The sequence below is a fragment of the bacterium genome, assembly GCA_035281585.1.
Lineage (GTDB): Bacteria > UBA10199 > UBA10199 > DSSB01 > DSSB01 > DATEDP01.
This window is the reverse complement of the sequence record DATEDP010000111.1, coordinates 26282-43345: the sequence shown is the minus strand read 5'-3', so window position 1 is coordinate 43345 and position 17064 is coordinate 26282. Positions and strand designations below refer to the sequence as shown.

General features: G+C 59.4%; 19 protein-coding genes. 6 read left to right on the top strand and 13 right to left on the bottom strand.

All coding sequences use genetic code 11. The features are described from left to right. The 4 genes from VJR29_09110 to VJR29_09095 all read left to right on the top strand — a co-directional run. Window positions 1-406 (top strand): SDR family oxidoreductase (locus tag VJR29_09110; GenBank protein ID HKY63565.1); only part of this gene is annotated, 406 nt, incomplete at its 5' end. After that, entirely contained in the window at window positions 406-819 is a 414-nt protein-coding gene (locus tag VJR29_09105; protein ID HKY63564.1) for a 6-carboxytetrahydropterin synthase, read from the top strand. The genes VJR29_09110 and VJR29_09105, both read left to right, overlap by 1 nt. Then, entirely contained in the window at window positions 816-1373 is a 558-nt protein-coding gene (locus VJR29_09100; GenBank protein ID HKY63563.1) for a cob(I)yrinic acid a,c-diamide adenosyltransferase, read from the top strand. Before VJR29_09105 ends, VJR29_09100 begins: the two co-directional genes overlap by 4 nt. Further along, window positions 1370-2638, top strand: a complete 1269-nt coding sequence (locus VJR29_09095; protein HKY63562.1) for an amino acid permease — start codon at window positions 1370-1372, stop codon at window positions 2636-2638. The genes VJR29_09100 and VJR29_09095 overlap by 4 nt, the downstream gene beginning before the upstream one ends. Window positions 2639-2746: 108 nt before the next feature. Here VJR29_09095 and VJR29_09090 read toward each other — a convergent pair whose 3' ends face one another. The 6 genes from VJR29_09090 to VJR29_09065 form a co-directional block, all read right to left on the bottom strand. Continuing rightward, window positions 2747-3805, bottom strand: a complete 1059-nt coding sequence (locus VJR29_09090) for a phospholipase D-like domain-containing protein (GenBank protein ID HKY63561.1) — start codon at window positions 3803-3805, stop codon at window positions 2747-2749. Beyond that, window positions 3802-4251: an MEKHLA domain-containing protein gene (locus VJR29_09085; GenBank protein ID HKY63560.1), complete on the bottom strand. Its 450-nt coding sequence runs from the start codon at window positions 4249-4251 to the stop codon at window positions 3802-3804. Before VJR29_09085 ends, VJR29_09090 begins: the two co-directional genes overlap by 4 nt. Then, on the bottom strand, window positions 4248-4673 hold the full coding sequence (locus tag VJR29_09080) for a Rieske (2Fe-2S) protein (protein ID HKY63559.1): 426 nt from the start codon (window positions 4671-4673) through the stop codon (window positions 4248-4250). The genes VJR29_09085 and VJR29_09080 overlap by 4 nt, the downstream gene beginning before the upstream one ends. 219 nt (window positions 4674-4892) lie before the next feature. Next, window positions 4893-6893: a copper-translocating P-type ATPase gene (locus VJR29_09075; GenBank protein HKY63558.1), complete on the bottom strand. Its 2001-nt coding sequence runs from the start codon at window positions 6891-6893 to the stop codon at window positions 4893-4895. Between the two features lie 16 nt (window positions 6894-6909). Further along, window positions 6910-7803, bottom strand: a complete 894-nt coding sequence (locus VJR29_09070) for a ribose-phosphate pyrophosphokinase (GenBank protein HKY63557.1) — start codon at window positions 7801-7803, stop codon at window positions 6910-6912. Beyond that, entirely contained in the window at window positions 7803-9323 is a 1521-nt protein-coding gene (locus VJR29_09065; protein ID HKY63556.1) for a thymidine phosphorylase family protein, read from the bottom strand. Before VJR29_09065 ends, VJR29_09070 begins: the two co-directional genes overlap by 1 nt. Window positions 9324-9449: 126 nt before the next feature. On the opposite strand from VJR29_09065, the gene VJR29_09060 reads away from it, so the two are divergent. Both VJR29_09060 and VJR29_09055 read left to right on the top strand, forming a co-directional pair. Further along, a complete protein-coding gene (locus tag VJR29_09060) occupies window positions 9450-9797 on the top strand; it encodes a hypothetical protein (protein ID HKY63555.1) in 348 nt (115 codons plus the stop codon). A 65-nt stretch (window positions 9798-9862) separates the two neighbouring features. Next, window positions 9863-10600 carry an alpha/beta hydrolase gene (locus VJR29_09055; GenBank protein ID HKY63554.1) on the top strand — a complete coding sequence of 246 codons (738 nt, stop codon included), beginning with the start codon at window positions 9863-9865 and terminating at the stop codon, window positions 10598-10600. 37 nt (window positions 10601-10637) lie between these two features. Here VJR29_09055 and VJR29_09050 read toward each other — a convergent pair whose 3' ends face one another. From VJR29_09050 to VJR29_09020, 7 genes are all read right to left on the bottom strand, one after another. Further along, window positions 10638-10967 (bottom strand): SUF system Fe-S cluster assembly protein, encoded by a 330-nt coding sequence (locus tag VJR29_09050; GenBank protein ID HKY63553.1) that lies wholly within the window; start codon window positions 10965-10967, stop codon window positions 10638-10640. Next, window positions 10945-11433 carry an SUF system NifU family Fe-S cluster assembly protein gene (locus tag VJR29_09045; GenBank protein ID HKY63552.1) on the bottom strand — a complete coding sequence of 163 codons (489 nt, stop codon included), beginning with the start codon at window positions 11431-11433 and terminating at the stop codon, window positions 10945-10947. Before VJR29_09045 ends, VJR29_09050 begins: the two co-directional genes overlap by 23 nt. Further along, entirely contained in the window at window positions 11430-12695 is a 1266-nt protein-coding gene (locus VJR29_09040; protein ID HKY63551.1) for a cysteine desulfurase, read from the bottom strand. The genes VJR29_09045 and VJR29_09040 overlap by 4 nt, the downstream gene beginning before the upstream one ends. Continuing rightward, entirely contained in the window at window positions 12692-13996 is a 1305-nt protein-coding gene (gene sufD, locus VJR29_09035) for a Fe-S cluster assembly protein SufD (GenBank protein HKY63550.1), read from the bottom strand. Before sufD ends, VJR29_09040 begins: the two co-directional genes overlap by 4 nt. 3 nt (window positions 13997-13999) lie before the next feature. Continuing rightward, a complete protein-coding gene (gene sufC, locus VJR29_09030) occupies window positions 14000-14764 on the bottom strand; it encodes a Fe-S cluster assembly ATPase SufC (protein ID HKY63549.1) in 765 nt (254 codons plus the stop codon). Between the two features lie 92 nt (window positions 14765-14856). Then, window positions 14857-16302: a Fe-S cluster assembly protein SufB gene (gene sufB / locus VJR29_09025; protein HKY63548.1), complete on the bottom strand. Its 1446-nt coding sequence runs from the start codon at window positions 16300-16302 to the stop codon at window positions 14857-14859. Continuing rightward, complete coding sequence (locus VJR29_09020; protein ID HKY63547.1) at window positions 16299-16742, bottom strand: Rrf2 family transcriptional regulator; 444 nt, start codon at window positions 16740-16742, stop codon at window positions 16299-16301. Before VJR29_09020 ends, sufB begins: the two co-directional genes overlap by 4 nt. Window positions 16743-17064: the final 322 nt, after the last annotated feature.

The window sequence follows — 17064 nt, the reverse complement described above, 5'->3', positions numbered from 1 at the left end:
CCTGTTCAGCGTCAATGCCCGGGCTCCCTTCTTCCTCAGCGAGGCCTTGGGCCTTAAAATGAAGCAGCGCGGCCGGGGCAAAATTGTCAACATCGCCGATTGGGCGGCGCTGCGGCCTTACACCCAGTATGTCCCCTACTGCGCCAGCAAAGCGGCCTTGGTCGCGGTCAGCCAAGGCTTGGCCAAATCGCTGGCCCCTCGGGTCCAGGTCAACACCATCCTACCCGGACCGGTGATGTGGCCTGACGATCTGGGTCCCGAAGTGCTGCGCTCGGTGCTGAGCCAAACTCCGCTGCAACGGATCGGAAAGCCCGAGGACATCGCCCACGCCGTGAAGTTCCTGATCGAGGGCGACTACATGACCGGGTCGCTGATCCACGTCGATGGAGGAAGGAGCATCAAGTAATGTATCGGGTCGTCAAAGAATTGAGCTTTTGCTACGGCCACCGCCTGCTCGACTACGATGGCAAATGCGCCCATCCCCATGGCCACAACGGCTTGGTCCAGATCGAATTCGGCGCCGGCCAGCTCGACCGTCGCGGCATGGTCATCGACTTCGTCGACATCAAGGCCGCAGTGAAGCGTTTTCTCGATGAGGAGCTCGATCACAAAATGCTGCTCCGTCGCGACGACGTCTTGGTCAAGGTCCTCCAGGATCTGGGCGAGCCGATTTTCGTGATGGAAGACAATCCCACCGCCGAGAACATCGCCCGGCTCATCTTCGAGGATGCCAAGAAACGGGGCTTGCCGGTGCTTTCGGTCCGGCTCTGGGAAACGCCCTCTTCTTACGCCGAATACCGGGAGGAGGAAAGCCGGTGAAGATCTACACCAAGAAAGGCGACCGCGGCCAAACCTTCCTCTTCGGCGGCGGCCCCTACCCCAAAGACAGCGAGCGGATCGCGGCTTACGGCGAGGTCGATGAGCTGAACAGCGTCGTCGGCTGCGTCATCGCCGCCTTGAAAAAAGCGGAGCCTTTGGCCGATCGCCTGCTCGAGATCCAAAAGCAGCTCTTCGTCGTCGGGGCCGAGCTGGCGACGGTCACTCCCTCGCCGGAGATGGCCGCCGGCTTCATCCAAGCCGCCCACAGCCAGGCCCTGGAGCAAGACATCGACGCCTGGGAAAACGAGCTCGAGCCGCTGAAGAAATTCGTCCTCCCCGGCGGTGAAGCGGCCGCGGCCTTCCTTCATCAAGCCCGCACCGTCTGCCGCCGGGCCGAACGGGCGGTGGTCAAGCTCTCCCACGACCAGGCCATCCGCTCCGACCTGCTGATCTACCTCAATCGGCTTTCGGACTGGTTCTTCGTCCTGGCCCGGCTGGTCAACAAACGGGCCGGAGTTCCCGACATCCTCTGGCAAGGGATCCTTCAAGCATGAGCAAGCTGGCCCGTCGCCTGGGATTCTTCTCCCTCGCCGTCTATGGCGTGGGCGACATCCTCGGCGCCGGAATCTACGCCTTGGTCGGCAAGGTCGTCGGCTCGGCCGGCAGCGGGGCCTGGCTGACTTTCTTGGTGGCGGCGGTGGTGGCCGGGCTGACCGGCTTGAGCTATGCCGAGCTCAGCGCCCGATTTCCGGTGGCCGGCGGCGCCGCGGCCTTCGTCGGCCGGGCCTTTCCGGGCCGCTTCGCCGGCACCATGATCGGCGTCCTGGTCCTCGGCACCGGCTTGGTCTCGGCTTCCACGGTCACCGTCGCCTTCGGCAACTACCTGCAAGAGATTTTCCCGGCCTTCCCGCCGGTGATCGGCCGGCTCCTCCTGGTCGGGAGCATGTCCTTCCTCAGCTTTTGGGGAATCCAAGAATCGGCCCGGGTCAATGCCGTCCTGACCTCGGTCGAGGTCGGCGGCTTGCTGGCGGTGATCGTGGCCGGCTTCGTCGGCCTGGGCTCTCAAGATCTCGGAGCCTTCGGTCAAAAGCTGTTGCACGACTGGAACTATGCCGGCGTGATCGGAGGCATCACCATCGCCTTCTATGCCTACATCGGTTTCGAGGACCTCAGCAATTTGGCCGAGGAAAGCAAGCATCCGGCCCGCGATCTGCCGCGGGCCATCTTGATCGCCCTGGCCATCGCCACCGTTCTCTACATCTCGGTGGCGCTGGTCCTGCTGCTCCTCGTTCCCCGGGAAGCCATCGGCGAGTCCAAGACGCCGCTGCTGCTGGTCTTCGAAGCGGTGGGCTGGAACAAGGTGCCGGAATATTTCGCCATCGTCGCGATCCTGGCCATCGCCAACACCGGCCTGGTCAACCTCATCATGGCCTCCCGCTTGATTTACGGCATGTCCGAGGAGAAATTGCTTCCGCCGATGTTCGGCCGGGTCCATGCCCGGCGGAGCACGCCTTGGATCGGCGTCCTGGCCGCCGGCGGCATCGTGCTCTTGCTGGTCTTCACCGGCAGCCTCAAGGCCCTGGCTCAAACGACGAGCTTGTTGATCCTCGGCGTCTTCTTCTTCGTCCACTTGAGCCTGCTCAAGGTCAAAAAGCGGAAGGAGCCCCACGAAGGCATGGTCGTGCCTTGGATCTTTCCGATCCTGGGCGCCCTGAGCTGCCTGGCCTTGGTTTTCACTTTTCCGGCCGAAGTCTTCCTGCGCAGCGGCATTTTATTGAGCCTGGGATTTTTAGTTTGGCTCGCGCAGAGAAGGCGTTGATCATCTTGTCATTCCGAGGAGCGAAGCGACGAGGAATCCTTGCGGAGGCCCTTAATGACAAGAGGTTCCGCAAGGATCCCTCACTTCGTTCGGGATGACCCCTCCGGCTCACATCCAAGCCCGGAACATGTGCCAAAACCGCTCCCGCCGCCGGCGCCAAGCCGGCCGCTGTTCCCATTCCTCGAGCCGGATCTCCCGGGAGTCGAGCAAGTCGCGTTCGAACTGGGCTTCCAGCTCCCGGGCCGCCGCCGCGTCGCGACCGACCAGGTTCAATTCCAAATTATGGAAGAAGCTCAAGTGGTCGATGTTGGCCGTTCCGACCGTGAACCAGCTTCCGTCGATCACCGCGGTCTTGGCGTGCATCATCCGGGGCTGGAACTCGAAGATCCGGACGCCGTCGCGCAGCAGACGCGAATAATTGTGCTGCGAAGCCCAGCGGGCCATCGGCACGTCGCTCGGACCGGTGCAGAGGATACGAACCGCGACCCCGCGCTTGGAAGCCCGGCGGAGGGCCCGCAACATGCCGCGGTCGGGGATGAAATAGGCATTGGCCAACTCGATGCGCCGCTCGGCGTGGACGATGGCCCCGAGGTATTCCTGGCGGATCAGGTTGAGGCGGCGAACTCCGAAGCTCGGAACGAGCTGGATCCCGTCCTCGCCCCAGCGTTGGCGCCGCCGTCGGCTCAGCCGGCGAAGCACCTGCTCCCGGCCTTCCCAAGAATAATCGAAGAGCGTTTGCAACCGGCCGACCAGATGAGGGTCGGTCATCCGGACTCCGGCGTCGCGCCAATTCTCGGCCATCAGGTTGAAGCCGCCGAGGAAGCCGACTTGGCTGTCGACGAGCAGGACCTTGCGGTGATCGCGGCGGCGGAGCTTGCGCGGCAGGGGGAAAAACGGGTGGTACTCCTGGACCTGAACGCCGTTCTCTTCGAGCATGAACCAAAGGCCCTCGGAAGCTTCGCGGCTCCCGACCGAGTCGTAGAGGACCCGGACTTTCAAGCCTTGCTGGGCCTTCACCGCCAAGAGCTCGGCGAAGGGTTGGCCGACGGCGTCGTCCTGAAAGATATACATCTCGACGTCGACGCTGCGTTTCGCCGCTTTCACGGCCTCGCGCCAAGCCCCGAAATAGTCGTCGGGCTCGAAAAAAAATTGCAGGCTGGAATTCAAATTTCGACCCAGGACTGGAAAGTGGCGGCCTGGCCGGCCGGCAGGCCGGCTTCGTCGAGGAGGTTCCAGACCGTGCCGCCGGACATGCGGAAGCGGCGGCCGCTTTTGGAGATGCGGACCCCCGAATAATTCTCGATGAAGCCTTTTTCGGCGACCTCGGCCAAAAGCCGGGCCCGCTCCTCACGAATCGGCGCCTCGGCGGTGAGCCGCGAGGGAGTCCGGGTGAACTCCTCCCACTCCATCTCCCAGAGATTGAGAGCAGCCCGGTTGCCGTAATTCAAGATCGGATCGACCTCGGTGCCGTGGCTCAGAATCGGAAAAGCCACCGAATCGAGGGCCAGGACCGGGTCGCCGGCCGGCGGAACCAAGTCCTTTCCCAACCAATGGTGATAGCTCCGCAGCAGGCAATGGGCATGGCTTTGGAGATTGAATGGGGCCTGCTTCATTTCTCCTCCACCCGGATCCAGAGATCCTCGCCTTCAATCTCGACCGGAAAGGTCCGGACGCTCAGCTCGACCGGCGCCTTGCCGCAATGGCCGATCTTGACGCAATGGCCGTCGCGAATGTCGAACTGCCAATTGTGCGAGGAGCACATCACGGTGTAGCGCGAAACCAAGAGGCTCTTGGAAAGCGGGTAATCGGCGTGGGGGCAGGCGTCCTTGATCGCGTAAAACTCGTCCTCGACCCGAAAAAGGGCGATGGTGAAGCGGTCGAGCGGAATCGCCTTGGCCTTGCCCGGCTCCAAGTCGCCGAGCTTCCCGCCGTAGACCCGGCCGGCGACGACTTCGGCCCGGTATCGCTTCGGCACATACTCCACCCCAAAGGCTCCGTGGCCGGTCAGGATGTCATTTTGCGGATCTTTGGACATGGTGTTTCGATTATCGCCGCTCGGCCCCGAAAAATTAAATAAAATTCAGTTTGATCCGATATGAGGAACGATTTACCAATGCAGCGGACAAAGTTCGGGCTTGTATTGATAAGTTATAGCCGTATAAAAAACCGCTGCCAGCACGACGATCAAGATAATCATAGGGACTCGCTTCTTCATAATGACCTCCCGTCCGCAAGCTCTCATCTGAAGCCTCAATCATAGCTCCTGGAATTTCTCTTCAGTCGAGGCCTGCTCTCTTTTCAATAATTGCGCGTTGAAAGCGACAATGATCGTGCTCAGACTCATGAAGACCGCCCCCAGCGCCGGGCTGAGGAGTATTCCGATCTTGTAAAGCACTCCCGCGGCCAAAGGGACCGCGACCGTATTGTATCCGGTCGCCCACAATAGATTCTGGATCATTTTTCGATAGGTTGCCTTTCCAAAGAGGATTAAGGCCGCGATATCTTTGGGATTGCTATTCACCAGAATAATGTCCGCGGTCTCCGCTGCCACGTCCGTCCCCGACCCTACGGCGATCCCCACATCCGCCTGCGCCAAGGCCGGCGCATCGTTGACACCATCTCCGGTCATGGCCACGAACTCGCCCTCGGCCTGCAATTCTTTGACAATCTCCACTTTCTGATGAGGAAGGACCTCGGCGAAGTATCCATCTAATCCTAATTCCTTGCTGACCGCTTCAGCCACAATTTGGTTATCCCCCGTGGCCATCATGATCTTGATCTTATTCCGTCGGAAGGTTTCGATTGCCTTGGAACTCTCCGGACGAACCTTGTCGGCCAACGCGATGAACCCGGCAATTTTGTCCCGAACCACCACAAAAACCACGGTTTCGGCGGCATTGGTAAAGGCGCCATTTGGATACTCAAGGTTTTTTTCTTTCAGGTAGCCCGGGCTGACAACCTTCACCTCCTTACCCTCCACCACCGCTTCAATTCCCTTGCCAGTAAGATTTTTAAAGGCGTCGGCCTTGAGCGAGCTCAATTTCAGCCTTTTTGCCTCCTTCAGAATTCCTACGGCGATGGGGTGCTCGGAATTCTGCTCCAATGCCGCCGCAAGACGGAGAATTTCTTCCCGAGAAAAATCAGCCGTGGCCGTTTCAAACCGGATGACGCCAAATTCACCCAAGGTGAGGGTCCCGGTTTTGTCGAAGACGATGGTGGAGATCTTTCGGGAATTCTCAAAGGCCGTGCGATTGCGGATCAAGAGGCCGCTCTGGGCCGAAAGGGCGGTGGAGATCGCCACCACTAAGGGAACGGCGAGACCAAGGGCGTGAGGGCACGAGATGACCATGACCGTCACCATTCGCTCCAAAGAGAAAACAAGCGACTCGCCCCAAAGTATCCAAAAGGTAAAAGTGCCGATCCCGGTAACGAGCGCGATGATCGTCAACCACTGAGCGGCCCGATCGGCCAGCCGTTGTGTCTTGGATTTTGTTTTTTGGGCTTCCTGGACAAGATGGATGACCTTTGCCAGGTAGGAATCTTTGCCCGTGTGAAGGACCTTAATTCTCAGAGAGCCGCTTCCATTGATGGAGCCGCCGATCACTTGGTCACCTTCTCCCTTTTTGACTGGCTTGGATTCCCCGGTGAGCATGGATTCGTTAAGGTGACTTTCGCCCTCCAAAATTTCTCCATCGGCAGGAACTTTTTCTCCCGGCTTAATGAGAATCATGTCTCCCTTGTCGAGCTCCTCCAGCGGGATATCCTCTATTTGATCCCCTTTTATGCGATGGGCGGTGGAAGGCATCAACTGGACCAATAGCTCAAGGGCCCGCGAGGCCCCCAAGATGGATTTCATCTCCAGCCAGTGGCCGAGGAGCATGATGTCGATCAGGGTGACGAGCTCCCAAAAGAAATCCATCCCCTGCAATCCAAAGACGATCGCGGAGCTGTAGATATACGCCACCGAGATTGCGAGACCGATAAGCGTCATCATTCCCGGGCTTTTGCCCTTCAATTCGGAATAGAGGCCTTTTAAAAAAGGCCAGCCGCCGTAGAAGTAGACGATGGAGGAGAGAAACAAGAGGATCTCCATGTCTCCCCGAAAGCGCAGATTTATGCGAAGGAGACCTTGGATCATGGGGGAAAGAGCCATGATGGGAAAGGTCAAGGCCAGGGAGATCCAAAAACGTTTTTTGAAATCCTTGATCATCATCCGGTGATGATCATGCCCCTCGCGGTGAGAATGAAGCTCCATTGAATGGTCCCCGATCTTAGAATTGCTTTAAAAGCGGCCGTGCCGCATCCGCCAATACTCGGCCGAGGTCGATCTTATTTGTGGAATGGGGGATGGTGTTGGTTGTAACGACCTCTCCCGCTCCCGCGTTCAGCAAATCCTCATAGGCCGAGCCGGAAAATATCCCATGAACGCCGATGCAGATCGGCGCTTTAAATCCGGCTCGTTTCAAACGGCGGATCGTTTCCATCATGGTATTGCCGGTGGAAATAATGTCATCCACCAGGACGGGCCTATGGTTCTGCCAAACGTTTAGGCCGGAAGCGGAAACGGTGACCTTTCGGTCGCCCCGGCGCTCCTTGTGGAGGATCACAAAGGGTGCCTTGGCTCCCTCCGCGATCTTGGAGACCCACTGCTCGCTTTCTTGGTCGGGCCCGATAAGAAAGGGTTTTCGCACTCGCCGCCGGATCCAGCCTGCGATTGCAGGCGCCGCAGGAACGACCCGGGTGGGGATCGTATAAACTTCCGAGAGGCTGCGGTAACGATGGAGATGGGGGTCCACCGTGACCAGCCAATCGAATCGGCCGGATAAAAGATTGGCAAAGCTTTTCGAAGTGACCGCCTCGCCTTGATGGAAGGATTTATCTTGGCGCATATAGGGGAGGTAGGGCGCAACGAGCCCGATGGGACTTGCGCCTTGAGCCCGCAAGGTTTCGGCAAGGAAAATGAGCTTAAGGATTTTTGGATCCGGTTGGCTCAAATCGGCCGCAATGACCGCGTGGCGATTGCCGCAAGCGGATCGAATCCGCAGGTAAGTTTCGCCGTCAGGGAAAGACCGGGCCTCGAGCTTCCCTCTTTCAGCCGGAAGAAACCGGCAAAGACTTCGAGCTAAATGCCCCCAATCCTCGCTGGGAAAAATTAAAGGCTTCATCAAACCTTCACGTCGATAAGATTCAAATGCACCGAAAGATAGTCAAAGGAATAGGCCAGCTCGCCCCGAGTCTCCGCGAAAATGCTGAGAAGCGGCTGCCCTTTTTCGACCCGATCTCCCAGCCGGACATGGATCTCGACGCCGGCAGCGGGGGCGGCCGGGGCTCCCGCGAACTTGGCGACCCGAGCCAGCTTTCGATTGTCGATTTGTGCCACCTGACCTGGGCTTTTTGCTTCGAGGACGTAAGAAAAGTCCGCGCGGGGCGGCTCTCTCATTCCCCCCTGAGCCTCGCAAATCGCCCGAAATTTTTTCAAGGCTCGCCCGTCATTCAATATGGATTCCGCCGTTTCAAACCCTCGACCGACGTCGACCTTGCCCGAAAGCTCCAACAGGGCTCCCGCCAAGACCAGAGCTCGGCGCCTGAGGTCTTGAGGAGCTTGGGGGTCGCCCCGAAGGATGGATAAGACATCCATGGCCTCCAAGGCCGGACCAATCCCTCGCCCGACCGGTTGGGAGCCATCCGTCATGACCGCCTTCAACTTCATTCCCAAGCGGGATCCGATCATTTCCAATACCTTGATGAGCTTGACCGCTTCCTCGGCCGAACGGACCTTGGCCGTAGGGCCGACCGGCACATCGAGAACGAGATGGGTTGAGCCGGCGGCGGCCTTCTTGGAAAGCACCGATGCCACCAATTGGCCTTCGCTATCCAGGTCCAAGGCCCGCTCAATCCGGATCAAGGTGTCATCCGCGGGGCTTAGATGGACCGCCCCACCCCAGAGGATGCATCCACCTTCCTGCTCCACGACTTTCCGCATCTGAGGTAGGGAGAGGTCGACCGGAGCCAAAACCTCCATGGTGTCGGCAGTGCCGGCGGGTGAAGTGATGGCCCGCGAGGAAGTCTTGGGCATGGTCAGGCCCAGGCAGGTCACAATGGGAACGATGAGCAGGGTCGTTCGATTGCCGGGCAAACCTCCGACGCTATGCTTGTCAACAATGGGTCCATTATCCCATTTCAGTTGATCGCCCGCCTGAACCATCGCCCGGGTGAGATAGAAGATTTCGTCATGGGTCATGCGGCTGCCCGCGCAGGCCGTCACGAAGGAGGACAATTCGACGTCCGAGTAAAATCCGGCGGTGATATCCCGCATGATCTCCTGATAGGCCCCTTCCTCCAGGCTCTTTCCGTAGACCTTCGACCTCAAATGACTTAAGGAATCCAGGGCCGGCGCATGAGAAAAGTGCGCCGTTTCTCCCTCTTGCGGCGCAAGAAGGCGCCAAGCTGCCTCCGAGAGGCCCGCTTCTTCCAGAATGAGGAAATCTCCACTAACCATATTTAAGGTCGCGATGATGCTTTTGGAAGAAGTGGTGATGAGAACCCGAGAGTGGGCCGTGAAGCCCTCGGCCCGGCAAATGTGGCAGTCCTCCCGCATGTAAACCACCGGTTCCTGGTGGGTATTGATCCCCATCCGGCGGAGACGGAGCGTGGAGGCGTGATTTATCACCGGCGTTGAATTCATAAGGAAAATCTTTCTTTGTCAGGTCATAGCGGCCGGCTGCTGATAAAAATCATCCCGCATTCATGACCTCTCTCATGTTCTTTGATGGCCTTTTCTTGGAAGCTCGGGAAAAGGAAGGAGTCATATATGCGAAAAATCATCTCATTAATCGCTTTCATCATGGTCATGGGACTCGGTGCGCATTTGAACTCAGCAATGGGCGCCGAGCAAAAATTTGATGTGGATCAAGCCATCGCCGCCGGAGACCACAAAGGCTTGGCCGAATATTATAGGGCTCAGGCTGAGGATTACAGGAAAAAAGCAGCGGCTCACGATACCATGCACACGGATTATAAAAAGAGCCACGTCCACTACAAAGGCATGGAAAATACCTTCCAGGCCCATTGCTCCCAGCTGAAGGAGAAAGCCTTGGAAACGGCGGCAAAGTACGACCAAATGGCTCAAGACGAAGAGAAACTCGTCAAGGGAAAGTGAAGCCTACGGAGGGCGCACTACGCGCGGCATTTGATCTTTGCAGCCGAAAGGATCAAAATTCCGCCATGAACCTGATCTTCCCCGGCGCCGACTACCCGCACAAGCCGAACGCCTTCGGCACTCCGATCGCGGCTGAAGCCGAGGGCCGCCGGATCTACCTCCTGGTCGACGACCAGATCGATCCGCACCAAGCCAAGGCCGTGGCCCTTTATTTTCACGGCAATGCCGAGGTGGTGGAGGATCTCGACTATGTCCCGCCCTTCTTCCGACGCGAAACCTGGCTCACGGTCCTGGTCGAATTTCCGGGCTATGGTCACTGTCCGGGCGTTCCCGGCGAAAGCTCATTTTACCAGGCCGGGCTGGACGCCTACGACTATGTCGCCAAGAATCTCTGTCCGGGCCTTCCGGTGGTGGTGGCGGCCTGGTCGCTGGGCACGCCGGCGGCGATGTATCTGGCGGCCCAGCGCAAGGTCGCCCATTTATTCCTGCTCTCGGCCATGACCTCGATGGTCGAGGTGGCCCAGGCCCTCTATCCGATGACGCCGGACCTTTATTTCAAGGATGCCCGCTTCGAGGTGAAGGGCTTTTGGGACAAGATCCAAGCGCCGGTGACCCTCATTCATGGCGATGAGGACGAGATCGTTCCGGTGAACATGAGCCGGGAGCTCAAGCGCCATTGGCAGGATCAAGCCGAGCTCTATGAAATCCCCGAGGGCGGGCACAACGACATTTACCTATTGGGCGCGGCGACGATCCGGCAGTCGCTGGAGAAGATTGCGAAAGGTCTGACCGGGGCATCCTGAGCGGCAAATGTCATCCTGGACGAAGGATGACGGGCTTTTATAACGGCACGTTGAGCTGAAGCTTCGCCGCTTCCGACATCTTGTCGGGACCCCAGGGCGGCTCCCAGACCAAATCGACTTTCACCTCGCCGATCCCCTCGATGGTTTGGACCTTCGATTGGACTTCGCCGGGCAAGGAACCGGCCACCGGGCACATCGGCGAGGTCAGGGTCATGTCGAGCCGCACGTTCTTGCTCTCGTCGATATCGATCTTGTAGATCAGTCCCAGCTCGTAGATGTTCACCGGAATCTCGGGGTCGTAGCAAGTCGACAGCATTTCGATCACCTTTTGCTCCAGCACCGATTTATCGATGGGCGTAACCGTCATCGCCGGCCTCCTCCGCTTCAGTCGAGACGGTCTCGCCGGCATTTTTCAGGGCCGAGCGCAGCGTGTGCCAGGCCAGGCTGGCGCACTTGACCCGCGAGGGAAACTCGCAGACGCCGGAGAAGACCTCCAGCTTGCCCAGCCCTTCCGGCACCGGCGCGTGGGGCTTCCCGGTGACCATCTGGTGGAATTTTTGGAAAAGCTCCTCGATCTCGGCCTCGCTCTTGCCCTTGACCGAGCTGGTCATCATCGAGCTCGAGGCTTTGGAGATCGCGCAACCCGAGCCGAGGAAGCCGATGTCGGCCAGCTTGTCACCGTCCATCTTGAGGTAGACGGTGAGCTGATCGCCGCAGAGCGGGTTATAGCCCTCGGCCTGACGGTTGGCGTCCTCGAGCTTGCGGTAATTCCGCGGCTGCTTGTTATGGTCGAGGATGACCTCTTGGTAAAGTTCGCTCAATTCCGACATCAGCCGAACACCTCTTTCACCTTGCGGAGCGAGCGCGCCAGGACGTCGAGCTCTTCCTTGGTGTTGTAGAAAGCCATCGAGGCCCGGGCGGTGGCCGCCAGGCCCAGCCGTTTCATCAGCGGCATGTTGCAGTGATGGCCGGTGCGAATCGCGACGCCCTCGAGGTCGAGCACCGTCCCGATGTCATGGGGATGGATGTCGCCCATCGTGAAGGAGAGGACGCTGGCCTTCTCCTTGGCGGTGCCGACGATCTTGAGTCCCGGGATCTCCTGGAGCAGGGCGGTGCCGTACTCGAGCAGCTCGTGCTCGTAGGCTGCGGCGCCGCCGAAGCAGATGCTGTTCAGGTAATCGACCGCCGCGCCCAAGCCGATCGCGCCCGAGATGTCGGGGGTGCCGGCCTCGAATTTATAGGGAACGACGTTGTAAGTGCTCTTCTCGAAAGTGACCGAGGAGATCATGTCGCCGCCGCCCTGCCAAGGCGGCATCGCCTCGAGCAGATGAGCCTTGGCGTAGAGCACGCCGATGCCGGTGGGGCCGAAGAGCTTGTGGCCCGAGAAGACGTAGAAGTCGGCGTCCAAAGCCCGGACGTCGACCTTGAGATGAGGCACGGCCTGGGCGCCGTCGATCAGCACCGGCACGCCCTGGGCGTGGGCCTGCTCGATCATCCAGCGAACCGGATTGATCGTGCCGAGGCCGTTGGAAACCTGGTTGACCGCCAGCAGCTTGGTCTTGGGGCCGAGCAGCTTCTCGAATTCTTCCAAAATCAGCTCGCCGGCGTCGTTGATCGGCACCACCTTGAGGACCGCGCCGCTCCGCTCGCAGAGCATCTGCCAGGGCACGATGTTGGAATGATGCTCGAGGTTGGTGATCAGGATCTCGTCGCCCGGCTTGATATTTTTCCAGCCCCAGCTCTGGGCCACCAAATTGATCGCCTCGGTCGCGCCGCGGACGAAGATAATCTCGCGGGCTTCCTTGGCGTTGAGAAAATGCTGGATCTTGGTCCGAGCGTGCTCGTACTCCTCGGTGGCCTTCTCGCTCAGCATGTGGACGCCGCGATGGATGTTGGCGTTCTCCGATTCGTAGTACTTGGCCAGTCGGTCGATGACGATCTGGGGCTTCTGCGAAGTCGCGGCATTGTCGAGATAGACCAAGGGCTTGCCCTGGGCCAGGGTCGAAAGGATCGGGAAGTCCTTGCGCAGCCTTTGGACATCCCAATGGAGGCCGGCATTCGTCGCCGGCTTGGCTTGGACCGAGGTCTGGCTCACGCGGCCTCCTTTCCCGGCATCAGCCGCGAGAAAATCAAGCCCTTGAGGCGCTCGCGCAGCGGTTCGTGGGGCAAGGCCGCCAAGAGGTCGCTGGCGAAGGCGTAGGTCAGCAGGCTCCGGGCCAGGCTCTGGTCGATGCCGCGGGACCGGAGGTAGAAGACCTGGTTCTCGTCGAGCCGGCCGATGGTGGCGCCGTGGCTGCATTTCACATCGTTGGCGAAAATTTCGAGCAAGGGCTTGGTGTTGACCAAGGCCTCGTCGGAGAGCAGCAGGTTTTTGTTGGTCTGCTGGGAGGAAGTCTGCTGGGCGTCGGGCTTCACCAGGATCCGGCCGTCGAAGACGGCCTGAGATTGGCCGTCGAGGATGCCCTTGTAGAGCTCGACGCTGCCGCCGTGAGGCTTGGCGTGCTCGATATTGGTGTGGTGATCGACGTGCTGCTTGCCGGTCACCATGTAAAGCCCGTTCAGAGCGCCGAAGGCGCCCTCGGCGTCGAGGACGGTCTCGATGTCGTGGCGGGCCAGGGCCGCGCCGAGCGAGATCGAATGGTTGGCATAGCGGCTGTCGCGCTCCTGATGGACGCCGATCGAGGCGACGTGGAAGGCCGACTCGCTTTCGCCCTGGAGCTTGACGTGCTCGAGCTGGGCGCCCGCCTCGACCAGGATCTCGGTCACCGCGTTGGTGAAGTAGGAGCCGGCGCCGACGTAGGTCTCGATCACCGAGGCCTTGGACCCGGCCTCGGCCAGGATCAAGACCCGGGGGTGGGAGATCGTCGCCTGACCGTTGGAACGAGAGACGAAGAGCAGCTGGATCGGGGCCGCCACTTCGACGCCCTTCGGCAGGCAGATGAAGGCGCCGTCGCTTAAGAAAGCCGCGTTCAAGGCCGCGAAAGCCCGGTCCTCCACCTTCACCCGGCTGCCGAGCGCGGCTTCGATCCGGGCCGGCTCTTCCAGCAAGGCTTGGGCCAGGCTCTTGACCTTCACCCCCGCCGGCAGGCCGTTCAAATCCGAAAGCACCGGATGGAAAAATCCGTTGAGGAAAACCAGCCGCGGCCCCGGCAAAATGCTGAAGGCCAGGCGATGCATCTCCTCGAGCGTGAAATTGGCCAGCTCCTTGTCCTTGGCTAAGCGGAAATCGCCTTCGGCGATGCCTTGGACGCCGGTGTACTTCCAGGCCTCCAAGCGGCGAGTCGGAAAACCCAAGTCCGCGAAGCGCTCCAAGCCTTGGCGGCGGAGGTTCCGCCAGAAAGCCGGGCCGGCCAGCGGCCTTTCCTGATCGAACTGCTCTTGGAAATTGGTCGCCATCGCCTAGGCCCCCGCCGCTTTCGCTTCCTGGCCCAGGACCCAGCCGTAGCCCCGCTCCTCGAGGTGGAGGGCCAGCTCCTTGTCGCCGGAAGTCACGATCTGGCCGGCCGAGAGGACGTGGACCTGGTCGGGCACGATGTAATCGAGGAGCCGCTGGTAGTGGGTGACCAGGATGATGCCGCGCTCGGAATTGCGCAGGGCATTGACCCCGCCGGCCACGATCTTGAGCGAGTCGATGTCGAGGCCGGAGTCGGTCTCGTCGAGCAGGGCCAGCTTGGGATCGAGCATGGCCATCTGCAAAATCTCGTTTCGCTTCTTCTCGCCGCCCGAGAAGCCCTCGTTGACGCCGCGGTTGAGGAAGCCGGGGTCCATCTGGAGCAGCTTCATCTTCTCCTTGACCAAGGCCAGGAAGTCGATGGCGTCGAGCTCTTCCTGGCCGCGGTGCTTGCGGATCGCGTTGAGCGCGGTCTTCAGGAAATGGGCGTTGCTCACGCCGGGAATTTCGATCGGGTATTGAAAGGCCAGGAAGATCCCTTCGCGGGAGCGCTCTTCGACGTCCATCGCCAGCAGGTTTTTGCCCTGGTAGCGGACCTCGCCCTGGGTGACCTCGAAGTTCTCGCGGCCGGCCAGGACCTGGGCCAAGGTGCTCTTGCCCGAGCCGTTGGGGCCCATGATGGCGTGGACTTCGCCGGCCTTCACCTGGAGGTTGATGCCCTTGAGGATTTCCTTGTCCTCTACTTTGGCATGAAGATTTTTTATCTCTAACAGCATTGAATATCCTTCCTAACCAAGGCGGGGCTAAAGCCCCTTGCTACAATAATGTAGCAAGCCCCTTTAGGGGCGCTTCCTCATCCGCTTCCTTAACCGACACTTCCTTCCAAACTCACGCTGAGCAATTTCTGGGCTTCGACCGCGAACTCCATCGGCAGCTCCTTGAAGACCTGCTTGCAGAAGCCGTTGACGATCATGTTGACCGCGTCTTCCTCGGAGATGCCGCGCTGCTTGCAGTAGAAAAGCTGATCCTCCCCGATCTTCGAGGTCGTCGCCTCGTGCTCCATCTGGGCCGAGCTGTTCTTGATCTCGATGTAGGGGAAGGTGTGGGCTCCGCACTTGTCGCCCATCAGCAGCGAGTCGCACTGGGAGTAGTTGCGGGCGCCCACGGCGCCCTTCTGGATCTTGACCAGCCCCCGGTAGGTGTTCTGGCCGTGGCCGGCCGAGATGCCCTTGGAGACGATGGTGCTCTTGGTGTTCTTGCCGATGTGGATCATCTTGGTGCCGGTGTCGGCCTGCTGGTAATTGTTGGCCACCGCCACCGAGTAGAACTCGCCGACCGAATTGTCGCCCTGGAGGATGCAGCTCGGGTATTTCCAAGTGATGGCCGAGCCGGTCTCGACCTGGGTCCAGGAAATCTTGGAATTCTTGCCCGCGCACTTCCCGCGCTTGGTGACGAAATTGAAGATTCCGCCCTTCCCTTCCTTGTCGCCGGGGTACCAGTTCTGGACCGTCGAATACTTGATCTGGGCGTCGCCCAAGGCGATCAGCTCGACCACCGCGGCGTGGAGCTGGTTCTCGTCGCGCATCGGGGCGGTGCAGCCCTCGAGGTAGCTGACGTAGCTGCCTTCGTCGGCGACGATCAGGGTCCGCTCGAATTGGCCGGTCTCGGAGGCGTTGATCCGGAAGTAAGTCGAGAGCTCCATCGGGCAGCGCACGCCCTTCGGGATGTAGACGAAGGAGCCGTCGCTGAACACCGCCGAGTTGAGGGTGGCGAAGAAGTTGTCGCTGTAGGGCACCACCGAGCCGAGATATTTCTTCACCAGGTCGGGATGGTCCTGGACCGCCTCCGAGAAGGAGCAAAAGATGATCCCCAGCTCTTTCAGCTTTTCCTTGAAAGTGGTGCCGACCGAGACGCTGTCGAAGACCGCGTCGACCGCCACGCCGGTGAGCCGCTCCTGCTCGGCCAGCGAGATGCCGAGCTTGTTGAAGGTCTCGAGGATCTCGGGATCGACCTCATCCAGGCTCTTGGGCTTCACCTTCTGCTTGGGCGCCGAATAGTAATAGATGTCGTTGTAGTCGATCGGGGCGTAGTGGACGTTCTGCCAAGTCGGCTCCTTCATCGTGAGCCAATGCCGATAGGCCTTGAGCCGCCACTCCAGCATGAATTCGGGCTCGTTCTTCTTGGCCGAGAGGAGGCGCACGGTCTCTTCGTTCAAACCCTTGGGGATGCGGTCTTCCTCGACCGCGGTGACGAAGCCGTACTTGTAATCCTGCTGAGTCAGTTCTTCCAAAGCGGCATTGGGCGGTGTCATAAGGACTCCTGGGTCGCCGGCTTTTCCTTCTTGCCCGACAGATCGGCGACCGTGGTTTGGGCCAGCAAGTTGTAAATCTTATGGTTAAGCTCGTAGAAGGGATCCTTGATCAGGCATCCGTCCCATTGCGGGCAGGTGATCTTTTCGCCGTTGAAGCACTCGGCCAAGGCGAAGGGGCCGTCGAAAACCTCGACGATGTGGGCGACGGTGATGTCGCTCGGCCGCTTGGTCAGGACATAGCCGCCCTTGGTTCCCTGGAAGGCCCGGATCATTCCGTGGGCCGCCAGCTTTTGCAGGACCTTGGCCAATAGCGGGTAGGGAATGTGGCAGGTCTGGGAGATCTCCCGGGCGCTGGTCACCGGCTGACCTTGCTGCTCCTTGCGGACCATGACCTCAATGGCGAGCAAAGCGTACTCGGTTTTTTTATTGAAATGGATCATTCTCCGACCGTTTTGATCTTACATAACGCTGAAAATTATCAGCAAAAAATCTTTAAATTTCAAAATTTTGAGCCCCGCCAGGCTGTGAATTGTTTTTATATTGGACTGATTAAGTCCTATATATATCTACCCCACTTATAACGATGTCGCTGCGGAGTGTCAATGATTCCGCCGGAGGAATTTTTTTCCAGCCTTAAGCCGCCAGAATTGCGACGAAATATCCCAAAGCCTCGCTTTTAATAGATCGAAATATTGACAAATCAAGTTCAATCCCGGAAATTACTTAAACAAAAAGTTAGACAAAATGACTTGTTTAACTTTT